This window comes from Myxococcales bacterium (assembly GCA_016716835.1).
Taxonomy (GTDB): domain Bacteria; phylum Myxococcota_A; class Polyangia; order Haliangiales; family Haliangiaceae; genus JADJUW01.
Genome location: JADJUW010000001.1, coordinates 3119837 through 3134780, shown reverse-complemented (window position 1 = coordinate 3134780; position 14944 = coordinate 3119837). Strand labels below are relative to the sequence as shown.

At 64.4% G+C, this 14944-nt stretch carries 18 protein-coding genes; 13 read left to right on the top strand and 5 right to left on the bottom strand.

All coding sequences use genetic code 11. The features are described from left to right. Positions 1 to 28 precede the first annotated feature (28 nt). Positions 29 to 1672, bottom strand: coding sequence for a hypothetical protein (locus tag IPL79_13990; GenBank protein ID MBK9072096.1), 1644 nt, complete (start codon positions 1670 to 1672; stop codon positions 29 to 31). A 64-nt stretch (positions 1673 to 1736) separates the two neighbouring features. Between IPL79_13990 and fsa the strand changes: the two genes are divergently transcribed. From fsa to hisB, 3 genes are read left to right on the top strand one after another with little or no spacing between them, the layout of a single operon-like run. Further along, positions 1737 to 2381: a fructose-6-phosphate aldolase gene (gene fsa / locus IPL79_13985; GenBank protein MBK9072095.1), complete on the top strand. Its 645-nt coding sequence runs from the start codon at positions 1737 to 1739 to the stop codon at positions 2379 to 2381. Between the two features lie 20 nt (positions 2382 to 2401). Continuing rightward, positions 2402 to 2854, top strand: a complete 453-nt coding sequence (locus IPL79_13980) for an NUDIX domain-containing protein (GenBank protein ID MBK9072094.1) — start codon at positions 2402 to 2404, stop codon at positions 2852 to 2854. A 32-nt stretch (positions 2855 to 2886) separates the two neighbouring features. Continuing rightward, the gene (gene hisB / locus IPL79_13975; protein ID MBK9072093.1) at positions 2887 to 3522 is read left to right on the top strand and encodes an imidazoleglycerol-phosphate dehydratase HisB; all 636 of its coding nucleotides are present in this window, start codon (positions 2887 to 2889) and stop codon (positions 3520 to 3522) included. Here hisB and IPL79_13970 read toward each other — a convergent pair. Together IPL79_13970 and IPL79_13965 are read right to left on the bottom strand one after the other, a co-directional pair. Next, the gene (locus IPL79_13970) at positions 3471 to 4094 is read right to left on the bottom strand and encodes a hypothetical protein (protein MBK9072092.1); all 624 of its coding nucleotides are present in this window, start codon (positions 4092 to 4094) and stop codon (positions 3471 to 3473) included. The genes hisB and IPL79_13970 overlap by 52 nt on opposite strands. A 19-nt stretch (positions 4095 to 4113) precedes the next feature. Then, on the bottom strand, positions 4114 to 4569 hold the full coding sequence (locus IPL79_13965; protein MBK9072091.1) for a hypothetical protein: 456 nt from the start codon (positions 4567 to 4569) through the stop codon (positions 4114 to 4116). A gap of 145 nt (positions 4570 to 4714) precedes the next feature. Here IPL79_13965 and IPL79_13960 point away from each other — a divergent pair, with 145 nt between their 5' ends. The 3 genes from IPL79_13960 to IPL79_13950 are packed head-to-tail and all read left to right on the top strand — an operon-like array spanning position 4715 to position 6964. Continuing rightward, entirely contained in the window at positions 4715 to 5578 is an 864-nt protein-coding gene (locus IPL79_13960; GenBank protein ID MBK9072090.1) for a hypothetical protein, read from the top strand. Further along, positions 5508 to 6434 (top strand): hypothetical protein, encoded by a 927-nt coding sequence (locus IPL79_13955; protein ID MBK9072089.1) that lies wholly within the window; start codon positions 5508 to 5510, stop codon positions 6432 to 6434. Before IPL79_13960 ends, IPL79_13955 begins: the two co-directional genes overlap by 71 nt. Positions 6435 to 6439: 5 nt before the next feature. Continuing rightward, on the top strand, positions 6440 to 6964 hold the full coding sequence (locus tag IPL79_13950; protein MBK9072088.1) for a hypothetical protein: 525 nt from the start codon (positions 6440 to 6442) through the stop codon (positions 6962 to 6964). A gap of 11 nt (positions 6965 to 6975) precedes the next feature. Here IPL79_13950 and IPL79_13945 read toward each other — a convergent pair whose 3' ends face one another. After that, positions 6976 to 7776 carry an SDR family NAD(P)-dependent oxidoreductase gene (locus IPL79_13945; protein ID MBK9072087.1) on the bottom strand — a complete coding sequence of 267 codons (801 nt, stop codon included), beginning with the start codon at positions 7774 to 7776 and terminating at the stop codon, positions 6976 to 6978. 70 nt (positions 7777 to 7846) lie between these two features. Here IPL79_13945 and hisH point away from each other — a divergent pair, with 70 nt between their 5' ends. The 7 genes from hisH (at position 7847) to IPL79_13910 (ending at position 12679) form a co-directional block, all read left to right on the top strand. Further along, positions 7847 to 8536, top strand: coding sequence for an imidazole glycerol phosphate synthase subunit HisH (gene hisH / locus IPL79_13940; GenBank protein ID MBK9072086.1), 690 nt, complete (start codon positions 7847 to 7849; stop codon positions 8534 to 8536). Continuing rightward, on the top strand, positions 8533 to 9243 hold the full coding sequence (gene hisA, locus IPL79_13935) for a 1-(5-phosphoribosyl)-5-[(5-phosphoribosylamino)methylideneamino]imidazole-4-carboxamide isomerase (GenBank protein MBK9072085.1): 711 nt from the start codon (positions 8533 to 8535) through the stop codon (positions 9241 to 9243). Before hisH ends, hisA begins: the two co-directional genes overlap by 4 nt. Then, entirely contained in the window at positions 9233 to 10027 is a 795-nt protein-coding gene (hisF, locus tag IPL79_13930) for an imidazole glycerol phosphate synthase subunit HisF (GenBank protein ID MBK9072084.1), read from the top strand. The genes hisA and hisF overlap by 11 nt, the downstream gene beginning before the upstream one ends. A gap of 68 nt (positions 10028 to 10095) precedes the next feature. Then, positions 10096 to 10776 (top strand): bifunctional phosphoribosyl-AMP cyclohydrolase/phosphoribosyl-ATP diphosphatase HisIE, encoded by a 681-nt coding sequence (locus IPL79_13925; protein MBK9072083.1) that lies wholly within the window; start codon positions 10096 to 10098, stop codon positions 10774 to 10776. After that, positions 10773 to 11447, top strand: a complete 675-nt coding sequence (gene lipB / locus IPL79_13920) for a lipoyl(octanoyl) transferase LipB (protein ID MBK9072082.1) — start codon at positions 10773 to 10775, stop codon at positions 11445 to 11447. The genes IPL79_13925 and lipB overlap by 4 nt, the downstream gene beginning before the upstream one ends. Before the next feature lie 93 nt (positions 11448 to 11540). Next, positions 11541 to 12422, top strand: a complete 882-nt coding sequence (locus IPL79_13915; GenBank protein MBK9072081.1) for an SPFH domain-containing protein — start codon at positions 11541 to 11543, stop codon at positions 12420 to 12422. A 17-nt stretch (positions 12423 to 12439) separates the two neighbouring features. Then, positions 12440 to 12679, top strand: a complete 240-nt coding sequence (locus IPL79_13910; protein ID MBK9072080.1) for an Arc family DNA-binding protein — start codon at positions 12440 to 12442, stop codon at positions 12677 to 12679. A gap of 25 nt (positions 12680 to 12704) precedes the next feature. On the opposite strand, the gene IPL79_13905 is transcribed toward IPL79_13910, so the two are convergent. Further along, a complete protein-coding gene (locus IPL79_13905) occupies positions 12705 to 14786 on the bottom strand; it encodes an FHIPEP family type III secretion protein (protein ID MBK9072079.1) in 2082 nt (693 codons plus the stop codon). Positions 14787 to 14944 lie beyond the last annotated feature (158 nt).

Sequence of the window (14944 nt, the reverse complement as noted above, 5' to 3'; positions counted from 1 at the left end):
GGGCGTGGAATCGCCTCCGCCGCTGGGGCTAAGGCGTAAATTGCAGCAACATGTAGCCGTCGCCGCGCGGCCGCACCTCGAGATTGGTGACGTCGTAACCAATTGTCGCGATATCCTTCGCGATGGGCACGTTTTCAAGCACGGCTTGGGCCAACGCGCGCCCGTATCCGTTGTCATCGCGCTGCAAGTCCTTACGGCCCCGGTAGAGTTCCTCGGCGCGCTGGGTGATTAAATCCGGAAGCGCCCTCGAGATCACCTGGCGAATGATGGGCTTGGTCTTGCCCTTGTACGCAGCCAAGCCCTCGCGCAACGCGACCTGTTCGTACGGCATGCCGTCGACGACGAGCGCCGTAGGTTGGCCGCTGACGTCATCGACGACGATGTTGTTGAGGGGGCCGATGTCAATGGATGCCACGTCGACGAGAATGCCGGCGACATCGATGCTCTTGCGCTTGCCCTTGGCCTGCGCCGTCAACGTGATGAGGCGACCGGTTTCGGTAAGCTTTTTAGCGGTCTTGGTGTATTTGGAGTTGATGCCCGACGTGCCGTCGACGCCGATGACGAGATTTTTCGCATTTGGCTTGCCCGCGCGCTTCAAGATGCCGGGCTTGCGAAACTCCCCGGTTAACACGACCGAAAATGTTTGTATCATGAGCGTGACCGCGTTGTGGGCGCGCGGCTTTTCACTGGTGGTGACGCGCAATTCGGCATGGCCGTCAGGGCCTTGGGGCATGAAGGTGACGCGCAACTTGCCGGTGTCGTAGCCATGCTTCTTGAAGCTCCGCACGATGCCGGGATTGAGCGTTGTGTACGCCTGGTTCGCGGCGTCATCAACTGAAAGCTGCGGGTCCTTGGCGCGCAGCTCCCCCGCCAGCGCCTTTACGTCTTCAACTCGCGGATCGGGCGCATCATTGCTGCCACCGTACGTGATCGTGATTTGCGTACGTTTGCGGCCATTGTAGAACTTGGCGACCTCCGGCACGGCATCGAGCACGTACTCGTCTTGGTCGACCAGCTTGCCGTTGTCTGAGAACTGGCGCCGAACCTCGTCGCCATTGACGGCAATCTCGGGCGGCGTCATGCGCACGTTCGCCGCGCCGGTTTGATTATTATATTCGAAGGCGACGACCGCCACATCCGGTCCGCCTTCCTCGGTGCGCCCGAAAATTCGAACCAGCGCGTTCGTCTCGTCGATCATCTGGTGGTTGAGGCTGGGCTTCATGCGCACGCGCTTGATCGGCCTTGCGGGCCGTTTCGCTAGCGGCGCCGCGGAGGTTGTCAACTTGCGCGAGGTGCGGCTGGCCGGCCCCGTCGTGCCAAATGCAAACACCGGGATGTCGCTTTGAGCCGTGTTGGGTTCGCCGGCCTCGCCGAAAACGAGCCTATTTTGCAGCTCGGTGCGTACGGCCGCGCCCCGCGCGGTGCGGGGGCGCCCGATGGTGCGGGCGGTGCGTTTAAGCGCACGATAGCCTCGCGGCTGGTGTCGCCCCATGGGCGAGTCGAGCGCGCTATGCCGTTGATGAGACGAAAAGCCGCGGCGGAATTCGCGTCCGGCCTGGTAGTCGCCAGGTCGCATCTGAATGCCGCGGTGTTGCGCCATGGCTGGCGAAATATCGCCCGCCCAAACGCCCCAGCTGCAAAGCGCGGCGACGACGAGCAAGGGCAGGCGCATGCGTAAATGTAACATCCGGGCGATGCCGTTGCCACCGCTTTGGGCCGGGCGTAGGCTCCGCGCCATGAAGTTTTTTATCGACACCGCCGACGTCAAGGAAATCAAGGAAGCCACCGCCATGGGCCTGGTCGATGGCGTCACCACCAATCCCAGCCTGATCGCCAAATCCGGTCGCAAGTTTCGCGACGTCGTGATGGAAATCTGTGATTTGGTGCCGGGTCCGGTGTCGGCGGAGGTGGTCGGGCTAGACGCGACGACCATGATGAGCGAGGCGCGCGACCTGGCGGCCTTGCGCAAAAACATTGTCGTGAAGATTCCGCTTACCGCGGAGGGACTGAAGGCAACGCGTCAGTGCAGCGAGGCCGGCATCAAGACCAACGTCACCCTGTGCTTCTCGGCGACGCAGGCGTTGCTCGCCGCCAAGGCAGGCGCGACGTACATCTCACCCTTTGTCGGCCGGCTCGACGACATTTCGCACGAGGGCATGGGCCTCATCGCCGACATCCTGCAGATCTATGACAACTACAACTTTGAGACCGAGGTGTTGGTGGCCTCCGTGCGGCATCCGATCCACGTCCTCGAGGCGGCGAAGATGGGTGCCCACGTCGCGACGTGTCCATTGTCGGTGCTGCTGCAGCTGGCCAAGCATCCGCTCACGGACCTTGGGCTCGACAAGTTTATGGCCGATTGGAAAAAAGTTCCTCAATGAGCATGGCGGATGGTTCGGTGATGATGGCGGCCGCGCGCATCGCGGGCCGGCGTGCATTTTCTGTCGCCATCTATGCGCGACGCGGTGGGGTTGGCGGCCAGGTCTTGATGATCATGCACCGTCGGCTGCAAACCTGGTTGCCGGTAGGTGGCGAGCTGGAGTCGGGCGAGACACCGCTAGAGGCCGCGATGCGCGAGCTCGGCGAAGAGACTGGCTTAGCGGGATCGTTTCCGCGCCTGACCGAGGCGCATGCTGGCGTGCCGCCAGGGCTCCTCGGGTATGAAGAGCACATGGCGGGCAGCAAGGGCCTGCATATGAATTTTGTCTTCGTGGCAGATGTGCCCGCGGATGCCGAGGTGACGCCCAATGACGAGTTCAGCGAGTTTCGCTGGGTTGACTCGGAGGCGCTGACGGCGATGGAAATGCCGCTCAACGCGGAACAGTTTGCGCGCAGCGCGATCGCCGCAAAATAGGTACGTGCGGCCTTACGTGCTACCGTTTGCGCATGCGTCGCTTTGATGTCACGCGCACCACGCGCGAAACCGATATTTCGTTGTCGCTCAATCTCGATGGCCCTGGTGGTGCCAGCGGTGCCGTGACCGCCGAAGGGGGCGGCGCCGGCGAGGCGATCGCGACCCCGCTGCCCTTTCTCTCCCACATGCTCGAGGCCTTTGCCAAGCACGGCCGCTTTGGGCTGGACTTGCAGGCGCAGGGCGACACCGAAATCGACGGCCATCACACCACCGAGGATATTGGCCTCGTGCTCGGACAGGCCTTCAAAGGCGCGCTCGGCGACCGCGGCGGCATCGCGCGCTATGGCCATGCGGTGATTCCAATGGACGAGACGCTCGTCACCGTCGCGATCGACTTTTCAGGCCGGCCGGCCTTTGTGTGGAGCGCCGCCAGCCTAGAAGGCAAATGGATCGGCACCTTTGACTGCGAGCTCGCAAAGGAATTTTTTGCCGCGTTTGCGACGCGCGCCGAATGCAATCTGCACGTGCTGGTGCATTACGGCAGCAACGCGCATCACATCATCGAGGCCATCTTTAAGGCGTTTGCCAAGGCGTGCGATATGGCGACGACCGTCGATCAGCGGATTGCCGGCGCGGTGCCGTCGACCAAAGGCACGCTGACCGCATAGGGGCGCACGAGCCGCAACGCGAAGCCAAACGGCGAAAACCGCCCGCCGCGGCCGCCAACGTGGCGCACGTAGCGATGGCCTTGATTGTCGATCACGCGCGCTAGGAGGCGTTTGCGCTTCGTCCACGCCATAAACACGTAAACGTGGGTAGGTGCCTCGGGGGGCCCGGCAAAAACGATATCTCCACGTTGCAGGTGCGCGGCCTCGATGCGCTGGCTCTCGTAGTTCGCCGCCAGCCAACTCGCAAATGGCACGGTGAGACGGCTGGCGAAGGCGCCTTCGTGGACGGTAGTGGGCGTCAGCGGCGCGCCGAGGTGCCCCAGCGCGGTAGCGACAAACGCGACGCAGCTGTTGCGTGTGGTGCGATGCCATCCTTTGACGTCAGCGCGGACGCGGGCGTCATGCGCAAAGTCGTCCAAGTAGGTGGCGAGCTGCGCACTCGTGGTTGGCGCGGACGTTGACGGCGTTACGTCAGCACCTGCTGCACGCGGCGGGACGACCGTCGCAAGTGCAACCCACAGCGCGAGCGAGCAAGGACGCCGCCGAGGGACTTGCCGCAAGCTTTGGGGCACGTCGACAGCGTAGCGCTATTTAGTTATCGTCGCCGCCGTGCGGTTGGCAGAAGCTGGTGCCGTGTTCGATTTCGCACTCGAGGCCGGCACCACAATCGGCGTCGGTTAGGCATTCGCCGGCGGGTGGGGTTGGGTTGCTAGGATCGACCGGTTGATCGTCGCCGCTGCCGTGCGGTTGGCAGAAGCTGGTGCCGTGTTCGACTTCGCACTCGAGGCCGGCGCCGCAATCGGCGTCGGTTTGGCACTCGCCGCTCGACGGGGCCGGGTTCGTAGGATCAGCTGGCTGGCCACCGTGAGGCTGGCACGTGCCAACGCCGTGCTCGATCTCACACTCAAGTCCACCGCTGCAGTCGGCATTGCTGCTGCACGCCTCAATGGCCTGACGATCAGATTTGGAATCGAGCATCGAAATACAGCTGGGGGAGATGACGGAGGCGAGGAGACAGGTTGCGAGTAAATTGAATTTCTTTTTCATAGGTATCCTTTGGGTGCGAACCCAAGCTAACCCGCGTATCCCGTCACCGCGCTTACGGGTGATTGCAGCCTAGGTGACGGGATGAATGGCGCTGGCGCGGTGCGCGGCCGTGGTGTACCAAGAGCGGGTAGAACGGGCAAAAACGGTGCAGCAACTCCTCTTTGCGGGCAAATACGACGAGGTCATCGCGGCCTCGCATCGGCGCGACTCGTTGGCACCTGCGGAGGCCGCGGTGGTGCTTGGCGCGTACGCCTTTAGCGGCCGCATGGATGAGGCGGTCGCGCTATTTCGGCTCTATGGTCGCGATGGCGATGCCGATTTTAGCGAGGCCGCGCGCTTCTACTTGGTTGCGGGCTATTGCCATGCCGGCGACGTCAAGCGCGCCGCCACCTTGATTCATCGCGCGCCCAATCCGGCGTGGACGCCGACGCAGCGGTTTTATGCGGCGCAAGCGCACGGCCTAGTTAGTTTCTTTCGCGGGCGCATGGTGCGGTCGGCCAAGGCGGCGCGGCTGGCGCTTGAAGCCGCGGTCGCGAGCAAATTTATTTACGGCCAAATGTTGGCGCACGATCTGCGCGCATCGGCGCTTGCCGCCATGGGACGCCTAGGCGCCAGCCAACGGCTATGGGATGCCGCGCGCGAACTGGCAGGCGCGCTGGGGTTGGCACGCAACGCCGCGAGCATCGGCTGCAGCCAACTGGTGGTGATGGTGACCGCAGATCCTCACGATATCGAACTCGACGCGCGGCTTGAGGCGCGCTTGCTCGCCGGCGACGTTAGCTATTTTGCCGAACGCCACGGCTGGACCACGCTGGCCATGGCCCGCAGCCTGCGCGGCGAAACCACCGGGGCGGAGCATGCAATCGCCAAGGCAGCCAGTATTTCGCTCGCAAGCAATGACTTGCGGGCGCGCGTCCGCTGGCTGGTGGCGAGCGCCTATGTTCGCCGCTTTCGCGGCGCGGCCCCTCGGACATGCGGCGTTGCTGGCCGAGGCCTATGCGCTGGCTAAGCGCTCAGCGAACCGCGCGCTGATGGTCGACGTCTTGTGCGCACAGTACATGCTTGACCTCAGCTCCATCGCCGCTTCACGGGTGGAGATGGAAACGCTGCACGCTGTCACCGGCATTGCGCGGTTGCGGTGGATGCTCGACGCCATGGCCGGCGTGCCGCCTTATCCAGTAGAAGACTGGCTATTTTCTCAACTGCTCGACACCAGCGCCATGACCGCGGCCGAGCGCTGCATGTATTTTGCGGGTGCGGGGCTGTTTGGGTTGGCCATTGCGGCGCTGCAATTGCCGCCCCGCCATCGCATCTATCTCGCCCACGATCGCTTGCTGGTAGAACAAGGCGATGGCGTGCGCGGCTATCCCTTGCCCCTGGCCAACGCGGTGCGGGTGCTGATCGCGTTGCAGAGCGGCCCGCGCAGCAAGGCCAGTCTCTTGGCGGAGATTTGGAACGTGCACACCTACCACGCACAGGTGCACGACAATGCCCTGTTTACGGCCATCGCGCGCTTGCGAGCCTCGCTCGGCGACGCCGCCGCGTGGGTGACCAAGACCACGACCGGTTATGCGCTTGCCGCCGAGGTAGAGGTCGTCGATCTGCGCGGAACAGTGGTTGCCGCGGTGCCGCCAACGGCTGACGTGCCACCGCCTGAACTCGACGTGCGGTCACGGGCCGTGCTGGCGCTAGTGGCACGGGGTGCGGTACAATCAGCGGACGTTATGCGCGGTCTGCGCGTGTCTGAGGCGACGGCGCTGCGCGTGCTGCGCGCGCTCGTCGAGCGCGGGGCCTTGCGGCGCCGAGGCACAGGGCGCGCGACGCAATACGAACTGCAGCCTGCATCGAATCAGGAATCATCATGAAACCAATGCCTACTAGCTCTGTAATGATCAGCGCGGCGTCCGCTTGCATCATCGCCGCTGCCCCTGGACTGGGCGGCGGGTGCGCGGATGATCCAAGCGCCGCGGCACCGCCCCTGGCGCTAGAATTTGAAAGCGGGGAGTACGAGGTGCCGACCGACGATCCCGCGCTCGCCGGCGCCAACATCTACCCGACCACCAAAGTAGAGCTGCAGTCCGTGGGGGCGCAATTTGTGCTCGAATACGATCTGCCCGAGGGCTTGATTGGGGGCGAACTGTCGCTTGAGTTTACGGGACCGCGGCTCGCCAGCGGGGTTTACCAATTGGTTGGCGCGAACGGCGACGCCGACTGCACGTATGAAGATGGCGCGTTGGTGTGCAATGAAACATTTACGGATCTGGTGATCGATCATGCGGCCGTGACCAGCTATTGGAGCGCCCAGGGCTTGGAGGGCGCGGCGCTGCTACGTCGGCAAGAGGTTAGCCAGTTGTTTGAGGCCGATCCGATTGGCATCTTGCGCGCTGGCACGTGACGCCAGGTGCGTTACGGCGCGAGTTTCAATAGCCTGCGGAAGACATACCCGGCGCCGGCGACCACAGTCTGTTGCGGCAGCAAGCGCGTGCTCCAAACCCCAAGCCGTTGTACCAACCCCGGCACGACAAGGCCCCGGCGCTTTACCAACGCGTCGACTAAGTCGGCGGCACTTTGCTTAGCCGACGCGAGCCACGGGCCACCCACCGACATGCCGGCGCCCTTGACGAGATCGGTATCAATGCCCCCCGGCGCAAACACCGTGACTGACACGTTGCTGCCCGCGAGCTCCTCGCCAAGGCTCGCGCCAAAAGAGATGAGAAACGCCTTGGTGGCGGCGTACGCGGCTTGGTAGGGCAGGGGGATGAGCCCCGCGATGCTGCTGACGAGGAGCAGGGCCCCGTCGCCGCCTTGCGCGCGAAAATGCGGCACCAGCTCGCTCGCGAGCTGCACCGTGCCGGTGACGTTGAGCGCAAGCATGTGCTTGAAGTCGGCAAATGGCAGGACCTCGTGCCCGCCCATTTTTGTCATGCCGGCATTTAGTACCGCGGCGGTGACGCCTCGCTGCTTGGCGCGGGCCGCAACCTGCGCGACATCAGCCTCGTTCGCTAAATCGGCGACGAGGACCTCGACGCCGACTTGAAACTGCGTCGTCAGCTCGGCCGCGCACTGCTGCAATAAGTCGCCGCGGCGTGCGACGAGGAGCAAATTTGCCCGGTGATGCCTTGCCAGCTCGCTGGCGACGGCCCGGCCAAGCCCGGCCGAGGCGCCGGTAACGAGGACCCATTGTTGTTGTAAGGCGAGCTGCTTCATAAGAGGTTGTCTTGCGCGCGGGCATGGAAACGCAATTCGCATCAGCGGCGTGTTAGCATGACGCTGCTGAATGCGCCGCGTGGTGATCTTAGACGTTTGCTCGGGCAATGTGCGCTCTGTGCAGCGAGCCTTGCAAGCGGCGAGCGAGACCGCAACCGCAAACGATAGGGCGGCCCCTGCGCATGAGATCATATTGACAAGCGACGTGGCGGCGATTGCCACCGCGGAGGCGCTCGTGGTGCCGGGGCAGGGCGCGTTTGGCACGTTTCGCGCGGCCATGGAACGCGGCGGCTATGAGGCGCCGTTACGCGCGTATCTCGCGAGCGGCAAGCCTTATCTCGGGATTTGCCTCGGCATGCAGGTGCTTTTTGAACGCAGCGAAGAACAAGGTGAGCACCAAGGTCTTGGCGTGGTCGCAGGCGCGGTGCGGCGGTTCGCGACGGTCGGGGCAAGCGGCGCGCCGCGCAAGGTACCTCATATGGGGTGGAACCAAGTAACGTGGCACGCTGGCAACGAGGCGACGCCGCATCCGTTGCGCATGGGGCTCGCCAACGGGCAGCATTTCTATTTTGTTCACTCGTATTACGCCGATGCGGGCGAGAGCGACGCGGCGCGCGCAACCTTGGCGACCACCGACTACGACGGACGTTTTTGCGCCGCGGTGGTGCGGGGTAATATCGCGGGCGTCCAATTTCATCCTGAAAAAAGCCACGACGCGGGGCTGAAGTTCTTGACCAATTTTTTGCGGTGGCAACCATGAAGCTCTACCCGGCGATCGATCTGCTTGATGGCAAGGTGGTGCGGCTGCGTGAAGGCAAGCGCGACGAAGTCACCATGTATGGCGACGATCCGGTGGCGGTGGCGCAGGCGTACCGCGACGCGGGCGCGGCGATGATTCATGTGGTTGATCTAAACGGCGCGTTTGATCAAAGCGACGTGCAATTGCCGCTCGTCGCCGACCTCATCGCCAAGGCAGGCGTCGCGGCGCAGGTGGGCGGCGGCATTCGCAGCTTGGCGCGAGCCGCGGCGTATGTGGCACAAGGTTGTTCGCGCGTGGTCATCGGCACCGCGGCGCTCGACGAGAATTTTTTGGAAGACGTGTGCGCGGCGCATCCGGGACGCGTGGTCGTGGCGGTGGATGCCAAAGACGGCATGGTGGCGACGCACGGTTGGACGCAGGCCAGCGGCGTCACCGCGCTCGCGCTGGCGCAGCGCGCCGAGGCGGCCGGCGCGGCGGCGGTGCTTTATACCGATGTCGCGCGCGACGGCACCGGCGTGGGGCCCAACGTCGAGGCGACCGCGGCGTTGCAAACGAAGCTGAGCATCGAGGTGATCGCTTCGGGCGGCATCGGCGCGTTGGAACACTTGCAGGCCCTGGCGGCGCACGGGGTGCAGGCCAGCGTCATCGGACGCGCGCTGTTTGAAAAGCAGTTTTCGTTCGCGGAGGCGATGGCGCTTGTTGGCTAAACGCATCATTCCCTGCCTTGACGTCAAGGATGGCCGCGTGGTCAAGGGCGTGCAGTTTGAGGCCTTGCGCGACGCCGGGGACCCAGTCGAACAGGCCGCTTTTTACGACGCGCAAGGCGCCGACGAGGTGTGCTTTCTCGATATCTCTGCCGCACCCGAGGGCCGCTCGACGTTGGTCGACGTAGTGGCGCGCACGGCCGATCGCTTGTTCATTCCGCTCACCGTTGGTGGCGGCGTGCGCAGTGTTGCCGATGCCGAGCGGTTGCTGGCTGCCGGCGCCGATAAGGTCGCGCTAAATACGGCGGCGATCGATCGTCCGGAGCTGATTGCGGAGCTTGCCGATCGCTTTGGCAGCCAGGCGATCGTGGTGGCGATCGATGCCAAGCGCGACGTGCATGGGGGCGACGTGGACGCTGATGCTGGCGCGATCACGTGGCAAGTCTTCAGCCACGGCGGCCGCACGCCGCGCGGGCTCGATGCAATTGCCTGGTGCGCGCGCGTCGCGGCGCTCGGCGCAGGCGAGATCTTGCTTACCAGCATGGATCGAGACGGGACGCGCCAGGGTTATGATCTTGCGCTGTTGCGAGCGGCGGGCGCCGCGAGCGATGTGCCGCTCATCGCGTCGGGCGGGGTGGGCTCGCTCGCAGACTTGGCGGCGGGCTTGCTGCAAGGCGGCGCGCAGGCGGTGCTCGCGGCCTCGATTTTTCATTTTGGCGAGGCGAGCATTGCGGAGGCCAAGTTGTATTTGGCGGCACAGGGCATCGCGGTGCGACAGGGCGGGTAGTGTCGCGTCGCGCCCGTTGCCAGTTTGCAGGCAGGTAAAACCAGAGTAGCCTCTCGCCCATGTCAGGCATGCCAGGCGACGATGCAGCGGCCCAAATAAGCCAAATGCCCGTATTTGGCGAAAATGGCCTTGTACCAGCGATTGCGCAAGACGCGCGCAGCGGCCGCGTCCTCATGCTGGCGTGGATGAACGAGGCGGCGTGGCGGCTGACGCGCGACACCGGCGTCATGCATTTTTGGTCGCGCTCGCGGGGGGCGCTGTGGCGCAAGGGCGAGACCTCGGGCAACGAATTGCGCGTGCTAAGCCTGCGCCTGGATTGCGATCGCGATGCGGTGCTCGCCTTGGTCGAGGCGGCGGGCCCCGCCTGTCATAACGGCAGCGAAACATGTTTTTTTGATGCCGCCAGCGGTGGCGAACTAGCAACCGGAGCCAGCGTGCTCGCCGAGCTCGAGCGCACGATCAGCGCGCGGCGTGCCGCAGATGCGGGCGCTAGCTATACCAAGAGCTTGCTCGATGGCGGCGCGGCGAAGATAGGCGGCAAGGTGGTCGAAGAGGCGGCCGAGCTGGTTGCCGAGCTGCATCGCGGCGATGCGGCGGCGCTGACCCGCGAAAGCGCCGATCTGCTCTTTCATATGCTGGTTGCCTTGGCGTCGCAGCATGTGAGCTTTGGCGACGTGCTGGGCGAGCTGGCGCGGCGCGCGGGCACCAGCGGTCACGTCGAAAAAGCCAGTCGCGCCAAGTTGCCATGAAAGCGCCACCCCCGCTGCAAGTGCTTGAGCTTGGCCTGGTCGCCTATGAACAGGCGCATGCACGGCAGCTCGAGTTGGTGGGCAAACGTCAGCGCGGCGACTGCGAAGACGTCTTGCTGCTATGCGAACACCCGCATGTCATTACCAAGGGTCGTAGCAAGGCGTCAGATGCAAATGTGTTGGCGCCCGGTGACGTGCCCGTTATCGAGGTCGAGCGCGGTGGCGATGTGACGTATCACGGGCCGGGGCAGCTGGTGGCGTATCCCATCGTGTTGCTGCGCGAAGGCGAGCGCGACCTCCACAAATATCTGCGTAACCTAGAGGCGGCGGTGATCGAAACCATGGCCGCCTTTGGCCTCACCGGCGATCGCGAAGCTGGCAAGACCGGCGTGTGGACCAGCGATGTACATGGTGCCCGTCGCAAGCTGTGCTCCTTGGGCATCGCGTGTCGGCGTTGGGTTTGTTTCCATGGCTTGGCGCTCAACGTGGTCACCGATTTGACATATTTTTCCCGTATCAATCCGTGTGGTTTTGACGCTGCCGTGATGACGAGCATGTCGGCCGAGCAGACAGCGCGAGGGCTCGTGGCCCCTCCAGCGACGCTGAGCGCGGTCAAAGAGGGGCTTGCCGCGGCCTTGGCGAAGGCCCTCGTGCGGGATTTGAGAAGATGATGCGAATAATTTATTATATAAAATTATATAGTTATGCGATCACCGGCGAGTTGAACTTGCATGCTGTAATCTAAATGATATCACTTAGACATCATGTCACAACAAGTTAACGAAACGACGTCAGATGGTTATTCGGGCATTGGCGCGATTGGCGTCGGCTTGCTTGCCGGCGCGATCGCGTTTGCGGCCTTCGTCAGCGCGACCACCAGCGCCGCCCCCTTGGCCAGCATTGCGGTGGTCATCGTGGCCGCGCTCACCGCGCTCACCATGTTCGCTGGCATCTACATGCTCGAGCCCAACGCCGCCGCGATCATGCAGCTGTTTGGCCGCTACGTTGGCACCGCGCGCACCGCGGGCCTGCGCTGGCGCAACCCGTTTTATTCGCTCCACAAGATCTCCGTACGCGTGCGCACGCTCGAGACCCCGACCATCAAGGTCAATGACGTCGAAGGCAACCCCATCGAGATTCGCACGCTGGCGGTATGGCGCGTCCGCGACACCGCGCGCGCGGTGTTCGAGGTCGACCACTTTGAGCGCTTCATGGCGTCGCAGGCCGAGGCGGCGCTGCGCGATGTCTCGACCAAGCATCCCTACGACGCGCACGACGACAATCAGGTGTCGTTGCGCGGCCACACCGAAATTGTCGCGGCCGATCTGGCGAAAGACATGACCAAACGCGTCGCGCTGGCGGGCCTTGAGCTGGTCGAGGCGCGCATCACCCACTTGGCCTACGCCCCAGAAATCGCGCAGGCCATGTTGCAGCGGCAACAAGCGGGCGCGATCATCGCGGCGAGGCAGCGCATCGTCGAGGGCGCGGTTGGCATGGTCGAGATGGCGCTCAATATGCTGGCCCATCGCGGCGTCGTGGAGCTCGATAGCGAGCGCAAGGCGGCCATGGTCTCTAACCTCTTGGTCGTGCTGTGCGGCGAACGCTCGACGCAACCCATCATCAACACCGGCACGCTAAATAGCTAAGACCCGGGTCCTTGGCCATGGCGCGCAAACCCGTTCTCATTCGCATCCCCGAGGAGCTCTACGACGCCCTCGCGAAGTGGGCGGATGATAAGCTGCGCAGCACCAATGCGCAAATTGAATATCTCTTGCAAGACGCGGTGAAGAAAGCGGGTCGGAGCAAGAAGCCCAAAGCGGTCGCTGAGCCGCCACCGCGTGCCGACCGCAGCGCAACCAAGCCAACCGACGACGAGGCAGACGCCGACGACCCTGCGCCGTAAAGTGCCCGCAAGCGCGGCCGTCGCGCTAGATCGCAATCTGTCCGCGCGGCACGACGATGGCGCCGGGTCGCAATTCGCCATGCGCAACCACCGCGACATGCGGTAGCTCGGGGGCTAGCAGGGCGCGCACGTGATAGCGAATGTCGCCTGGCACCAAAATGGTTTGCGACGAGAAGGGCACGGCGTCTTGTCCAGCAAGCGCGCGCTTGGTGGCCTCGACGAGCTCGCTTGCAAGCTCGGGAGTCAGCGCGAGATGCGCTTGTGCGCCGCGCTGCGTGATCGCGCCGCGAATCGCATCCTCGGCGAGGGGATCAATATGCCACGCGGCGACGACCTGACCTTCAGCCACACTTTGCGTAATTTGATCGCTCAGCGTGAGTCGAATCCGCGCCAGCCGCAGCATCTCCGACCCGTCGCTCGCTGGCGTGGTGGCAATGGCGCGCAAGATCGCTTCGAGATCCGCAACCCCCACTTGCTCACGGGCCAGCTCGCGCAGCAGCTCGGTGATTTCCGCAAGCGAGGCGCGGGCTGGCACGACCTCGCCTATCAGCGCCGCGCGATGCGGTGTGGCGGCAAAAGCGACGCACCAAGCGCGCGCGACATCGCTGGTGATCAACGTATGCGCGGCCTCGAGCAGCCCGAGCGCAAGGGCGTCCGCTACGCCCTTTGGATCATCGGCGAATGATACGCGCTGCCAGCTGCGGGCGACGCCGCGCCACACCAGACAAATTTCGTCGCTGGCGAGTGAAATCGGCGGCAGCGCCACCGCGGCGTTCGCCGACGGCGCGATCAGGACTATCGGGGGTAGCGCAAAGCCAAGCCGCTGGCTGACGCGTTCGCGCATGAGCCCAAGTGCGGCAAGCTCTGGGCCCAAGGTAGTTGCCGTTAGGTTGGAGGCGACCTGCGCGCCGAGCACTACATAAATCGCTTCGCCACCAGCCGGCTCGTGGTGCGCGTCAACTGGCCACGGCAGGACGCCCTCGGCGTGTCCGCTTGGCACCGTGAGGCCGTCCCATAGCCGCTGGCTAACCGCGATGTGTGCGCGGCGGGGTTGCCAGAGCTTGCGACCGTATGCCGCGAGCAGACAAACGATCGCCAAGATGGCAAAGGGCGCCATCGGCATGCCCGGCAGCACGGCTAGCAACAGCAACACCAGCCCGCTGACTACCAGCGCCGCCGGCGTCGCGCCAAGCTGCGAAAACAGATCGAAACCCAGGGCCCCGTCATCGCGCGTTGCACTGCCATCGCGCGCGCGCCGGGCGACCAGGATGCCCGCGGCCGCGGCGGCCATGAGCGCCGGCACTTGCGCCGCCAAGCCCTCGCCGATCGACAGCACGCTATAGGTCGCGGCAGCCTCGCCTAGGCTCATGCCTTGCTGCCCGAGCGCGACGATCATGCCCCCGAGCAAATTGATCATGACGACGATGACCGTGGCGATCGCGTCGCCCTTGATGAACTTCATCGCGCCGTCCATCGAGCCGAAAAATTGTGATTCTGTCGCCAGGCGTGCCCGCCGCCGGCTCGCCTCGTGGCGATCGATCGCGCCCGCGCGCACGTCGGCATCGATGGCCTGTTGCTTGCCAGGCAGCGCATCGAGCATAAAGCGCGCGGTGACCTCGGCGATGCGTTCGGCGCCGCGCGCGATCACGACGAATTGAATCACGGTGATCAGCGCAAAAACTACCAAGCCCACCACCACGCTGTCGGCAAAGACGACGTTGCCAAACGCGCGCACCACGGCGCCCCCGTCCGCGCCACCCAAGATGAGCCGCGTCGTCGAGACGTTGGCCGCAAGCCGGACCAAGGTGGCGATGATGAGGAGGCTGGGAAACGCCGCCAAGCGCAGCGGATCGGCCAAGAGCACGACGCTGCTCAGCATGACCAGCCCCAGCGCTAAGTTCGCCGCCAACAGCAAGTCGACGACCGCCGTGGGCACCGGCACCAGCATGAGCGCGATCGCGAGCAGCACGATCGTCGCGAGCACGACGTCTTGCCGAAGCGATCCAAACACGCGCCCCGTGCCGCGGAATGCCTGCGGGCGGTTTGCGGGTTCCAAGGGGGCGCGCATGCGTTCGTGGTCGGCCATGTCGCCGCCACTGTCGCGCACGCCAAAACCCGAGGGCAAGCGATGCCCTCGCGAAGCGACGCACCGGCGCGCTTTTCGCCCGCGCCGCGAACGCCCAGGGCCCAGATTTTTAAGCGGCCAGGTGCCGCTCAGAGGCCGCCACCTCGGCAAAGCATGTATAATGCCAACCTCGCTGGAAT

Bases quoted from the DNA above. Each gene is read 5' to 3' on its own strand.
- IPL79_13950 (MBK9072088.1), top strand. From the start codon at position 6,440: ATGCCTACTAGCTCTGTAATGATCAGCGCGGCGTCCGCTTGCATCATC.
- IPL79_13955 (MBK9072089.1), top strand. From the start codon at position 5,508: ATGTTCGCCGCTTTCGCGGCGCGGCCCCTCGGACATGCGGCGTTGCTG.
- IPL79_13945 (MBK9072087.1), bottom strand. From the start codon at position 7,776: ATGAAGCAGCTCGCCTTACAACAACAATGGGTCCTCGTTACCGGCGCC.
- fsa (MBK9072095.1), top strand. From the start codon at position 1,737: ATGAAGTTTTTTATCGACACCGCCGACGTCAAGGAAATCAAGGAAGCC.
- hisH (MBK9072086.1), top strand. From the start codon at position 7,847: ATGCGCCGCGTGGTGATCTTAGACGTTTGCTCGGGCAATGTGCGCTCT.
- IPL79_13990 (MBK9072096.1), bottom strand. From the start codon at position 1,672: ATGCGCCTGCCCTTGCTCGTCGTCGCCGCGCTTTGCAGCTGGGGCGTT.
- IPL79_13910 (MBK9072080.1), top strand. From the start codon at position 12,440: ATGGCGCGCAAACCCGTTCTCATTCGCATCCCCGAGGAGCTCTACGAC.
- IPL79_13925 (MBK9072083.1), top strand. From the start codon at position 10,096: ATGCCAGGCGACGATGCAGCGGCCCAAATAAGCCAAATGCCCGTATTT.
- hisA (MBK9072085.1), top strand. From the start codon at position 8,533: ATGAAGCTCTACCCGGCGATCGATCTGCTTGATGGCAAGGTGGTGCGG.
- IPL79_13980 (MBK9072094.1), top strand. From the start codon at position 2,402: ATGATGGCGGCCGCGCGCATCGCGGGCCGGCGTGCATTTTCTGTCGCC.
- lipB (MBK9072082.1), top strand. From the start codon at position 10,773: ATGAAAGCGCCACCCCCGCTGCAAGTGCTTGAGCTTGGCCTGGTCGCC.
- IPL79_13915 (MBK9072081.1), top strand. From the start codon at position 11,541: ATGTCACAACAAGTTAACGAAACGACGTCAGATGGTTATTCGGGCATT.
- hisB (MBK9072093.1), top strand. From the start codon at position 2,887: ATGCGTCGCTTTGATGTCACGCGCACCACGCGCGAAACCGATATTTCG.
- IPL79_13965 (MBK9072091.1), bottom strand. From the start codon at position 4,569: ATGAAAAAGAAATTCAATTTACTCGCAACCTGTCTCCTCGCCTCCGTC.